Raw genomic sequence first — 4134 nt, 5'->3', positions numbered from 1 at the left:
CCTGCATCAACGGCGCCAGTGCCATGGTTCCCGAAACCGGTGGACCCGCGGGCGTGCGGCATCCGGGGCACTCCGCCGGCCCGCCGCGCCTGGACCGCGCCGGGGCGACGATACCGTCAACACCAACGTTGTCGAGATCGGCGACCGCGCCTTCGCGGTGGTCGAGGCCGGCAGCTATCCCGTCGCGCTGTCGGAGGACATGGAGACGCAGCGCTACGATCGGTTCGACGGCACGCTCGCCGGCTCCTTCAGCGGGCACCCGCACCGCGACCCGGAGACCGGGGAGACACATGCCGTCGCCTATGACGGCCGCGTCTGGGACCGCGTGCGCCACGTCGTCCTCTCGCCCGCGGGCCGGGTCGTGCGCGACGTGTCGATCCCGGTCGAGCACGGCCCGTGCATCCACGATTGCGCGATCACGGCACGTTTCGTCGTCGTGCTGGACCTGCCGGTCACCTTCTCAATGCGGGCGGTGCTGGCCGGGCACCGCTTCCCTTTCCGTTGGAACCCTGCCCACCGCGCCCGCGTCGGCCTGCTTCCCCGGCACGGCACGGCCGCCGACATCACGTGGTGCGCGGTCGAGCCGTGCTTCGTCTTCCACGTCGCCAATGCCTACGACGATGCGGATGGGCGGGTGGTCGTCGACGTCGTCGCCTACGAGCGGGTGTTCGCCTCGGCCGGCGGCGGCCTCGACACGCCGGGCCGGCTGGAGCGCTGGACCGCCGACCCCGCGACGGGGCGGGTCGACCGGCGGGTGATCGACCCCGAGGCCCAGGAGTTCCCCCGGATCGACGAGCGCCGCTTCGGGCGGCCCCACCGCTACGTCTACACGGGCTCGGTCCCCGCCGACGGTAACACGCAACTCGTGGGCGCGACGCAGATCTACAAGCACGACCTTGAGACGGGGGAGCGGCGCGTGCACGAGTTCGGTGCCGACCGTGTTCCGGGGGAGTTCGTGTTCGTGCCGGCGGGGCCAGAGGCGGGCGAGGACGAGGGGTGGCTCGTCGGGCTCGTCATCGACACGGCGAGCGACACCACGGACTTCACAATCCTCGACGCACGCGCGTTCGAGGCGCCCCCCGTCGCCAGGGTCCGTCTCGGGCACCGGATCCCGCCGGGCTTCCACGGGAACTGGTTTCCGAATTATAGGGCCGAATGACGATCGTGGGGTGACGCGGACGCCGACGCGCGCGTTCACGTGCCGCAGAACGTGCGGTAGTCCGCCCTGCCGCCCTGGGGCGCCTCGGCGTAGCGGGCATGGGCGGGCTGGTCGTCGTAGGGCCGCGACAGCACCGCCAACAGCTCTTCGAACGGGCCGAAATCGCCTTGCTCGACCGCTGCCGCGATCATCGCCTCGACGTGGTGGTTGCGCGGGATGAAGGCCGGGTTGACGGTGCGCATCGCTGAGGCCGTCGCCGCGGGGTTCCGTCCCTCTTCATCCAACAGCTTCCGCCAGCCTACGGCCCAGGCGTCGTACTCTGTCGGGTCGACGAACAGGTCGCGCACCCCGGCGTCCGCCTCCGGCCGCTCGGCCGCGTCGCACAGGCGGCGGAAGGTCAGGGTAAAATCGGCCCGGTTCTCCGCCATCCGCGCCAGCAAGTCGTCCGCGAGCGCGACGGTTCCGTCCCGATCCGCGGACAGCCCGAGCTTGTGCGCCAGGCCATCGTGATACGCTTTCTCGAAGCGCGGGCCGAACCCGGCGAGCAGCGCCTCGGCCGTTTCGACCGCCGCCGCCTCGTCGTCGGCCAGCAGCGGCAGCAAGGCCTCGGCCAGACGGGTGAGGTTCCAAAGGGCGATCCCGGGCTGCTGGCCGTAGGCGTAGCGCCCGTGCGCGTCGATTGAGCTGAAGCTCGTGCGCGGATCGTAGGCGTCGAGGAAGGCGCAGGGACCGTAGTCGATCGTCTCGCCGGCCACCGACATGTTGTCTGTGTTCATCACCCCGTGGACGAAGCCGACCAGCAGCCAGCCCGCCACGAGCTCGGCTTGGCGGGCCACGACGCCGTCGAGCAGCGCCCGGTAGGGATGTTCCGCGGAGGATGCCTCGGGATAGTGCCGGGCGAGGACATGGTCGGCGAGCGCCCGCACCGCCTCGGCGTCGCCCCGGGCGGCGAAGTATTGGAAGGTGCCAACCCGGATGTGGCTAGCCGCCACGCGGGCGAGCACCGCCCCGGGCAGCCGGGTCTCACGCACGACCAACTCGCCGGTGGCAACCGCCGCCAGCGCCCGTGTGGTGGGGATGCCGAGCGCGGCCATGGCCTCGCTCACGAGGTACTCGCGCAGCACCGGCCCAAGCGCCGCCCGGCCGTCGCCACGGCGGGAGAACGGGGTCGGGCCCGCGCCCTTGAGCTGGATGTCGTGGCGCTGCCCGTCACGGTCGACGACCTCGCCGAGCAGGACGGCGCGCCCGTCACCGAGCTGCGGCACGAAGTTGCCGAACTGGTGCCCGGCGTAAGCCGTCGCGATCGGCTCGGCGCCTTCAGGGACGCTGTTCCCCGCGAGCATCCCCACCCCGGCGGGGCCGGCGAGCCAATCCGGGTCCATGCCGAGGTTCGCCGCCAGCGCGCGGTTCATACGGATTAGGCGTGGGGCTGCGACGGGTGTCGGGGCCCGGCGGACGAAGAAGCGGTCCGGCAAGCGGACGTAGCTGTTGTCGAACGGGATCGTAGTCATGGTCGAGAGCTATGAGCGATTGCGCCGGCGGACAAGCACCTTCCGGGGACCGGTCGGCCATCCGGGTGATGTAGCGGGGTGAGCGCATACAAAACTACGTGCGCTGGTTTAGATGCAGCTTCGAAGGCCCACCGTGTCGGGCACCACCGCCCCGCGCCCCCACCTTAGACGACGTGGTCGGGTTCGAGCGCGCAGTTCGCGTTCGCGCTGGTCTCGACCTGCAGGGTGGTGTGCCCGATTCCAAACTTCAGCTTCATCTCGTCGGCCGTCCGCATCAGGAAGTCGTCGCCGGGATGGCCTTCCGGGATGACGAGGTGGGCGGTCAGCGCGGTCTCGGTGGTGCTCATCGGCCAGATATGGAGGTCGTGCAGGCCGACGACCCCCGGCATGCCCCGGAGGTGTCCGTCCACAGCCACGGGGTCGATGCCGGGCGGAACGGCGGCGAGGGCCATCACGACGCTGTCGCGCAGGAGTCCCCAGGTGCTCCAGACGATGACGGCCACGATGGAGAGGCTGATGACCGGGTCGATCCATTCCCAGCCGGTGAACAGGATCGCGAGGCCGGCCAGGACCACGCCGGCCGACACGGCGGCGTCCGCGGCCATGTGCAGGAAGGCGCCCTTCAGGTTGATGTCGCCCTTGGCCCCGGCGACGAACAGCCAGGCCGTCACGCCGTTCACGATGATGCCGATGGTGGCGACCACCATCACGGTCGTTCCAGCCACCGGCACCGGCTGGCCGAACCTCTGGACCGCCTCCCACGCGATGGCGCCCGCAGCGACCAGCAGGAACACCCCGTTGAACAGGGCGGCGAGGATCGAGGAGCCCTTCAGCCCGTAGGTATAGCGCGAGGTCGGGGCACGCTTCACCAGTACGCTGGCGCTCCATGCGACCAGCAGGCCAAGTACGTCCGACAGATTGTGTCCGGCATCCGCCAGCAGCGCCACCGAGTTGGCGAGCACGCCGTAGGTGGCCTCGACGGCGACGAAGCCCATGTTGAGGGCGATGCCGATTGCGAACGCCTTACCGAAATTTGCGGGTGCGTGAGTGTGGCCGGATCCATGAGCATGCTCAGCGTGGCTGTGACCCGCATGTGCATCGTGATCGAGCGCATTCTGACCATGGCCGGCATTTTCATCGTGCGAGGTCATCATAGTCCCGTTCCGTTCTTCGTTACTAAGTAACTGGTTCCGGGCAAGTGGCGACGGTCGATGCGGCGCCTTCCCATGAGGCCAAATCGAACCTACAACCTCTAGTGACTAGAGGTGCAAGCCAAAAGATTTCGGCCATTCTCATGAGAGAATTGTTACCTCGGTACACCTGAAACGTGCTGACTATTTGCTGTCACGAGCCGGTAGGGCTGATGCCTAGACCGAACGCCCGTCTCAAACTTGAGCTCGAGATTAGGACTATAATCTTATAATATGATGGTCGCTGCGGGCCTTTTCGCAGCCGAATGGATGC

The 4134-nt window shown here is 68.7% G+C and carries 3 protein-coding genes; 1 reads left to right on the top strand and 2 read right to left on the bottom strand.

Annotation, left to right across the window (positions count from 1 at the left end; all coding sequences use genetic code 11):
* Positions 1-1159: carotenoid oxygenase family protein (locus MBTS_RS22160; protein WP_192216494.1), on the top strand; the 1159-nt coding region annotated here is incomplete at its 5' end.
* A 35-nt stretch (positions 1160-1194) separates the two neighbouring features.
* Here the strand turns inward: MBTS_RS22160 and MBTS_RS22155 are convergent.
* Both MBTS_RS22155 and MBTS_RS22150 read right to left on the bottom strand, forming a co-directional pair.
* Entirely contained in the window at positions 1195-2670 is a 1476-nt protein-coding gene (locus MBTS_RS22155) for a protein adenylyltransferase SelO (protein ID WP_192216493.1), read from the bottom strand.
* Between the two features lie 164 nt (positions 2671-2834).
* On the bottom strand, positions 2835-3821 hold the full coding sequence (locus tag MBTS_RS22150; protein ID WP_192216495.1) for a cation diffusion facilitator family transporter: 987 nt from the start codon (positions 3819-3821) through the stop codon (positions 2835-2837).
* Positions 3822-4134 lie beyond the last annotated feature (313 nt).

The organism is Methylobacterium bullatum, assembly GCF_014845095.1.
GTDB classification, from domain to species: Bacteria; Pseudomonadota; Alphaproteobacteria; order Rhizobiales; family Beijerinckiaceae; genus Methylobacterium; species Methylobacterium bullatum.
The sequence above is the reverse complement of the archived record's forward strand: the minus strand, read 5'-3'. Positions and strand labels throughout refer to the sequence as shown.

Coding starts and splice junctions, on each gene's coding strand:
- MBTS_RS22150 (WP_192216495.1), bottom strand. CDS start 3,821: ATGACCTCGCACGATGAAAATGCCGGCCATGGTCAGAATGCGCTCGAT.
- MBTS_RS22155 (WP_192216493.1), bottom strand. CDS start 2,670: ATGACTACGATCCCGTTCGACAACAGCTACGTCCGCTTGCCGGACCGC.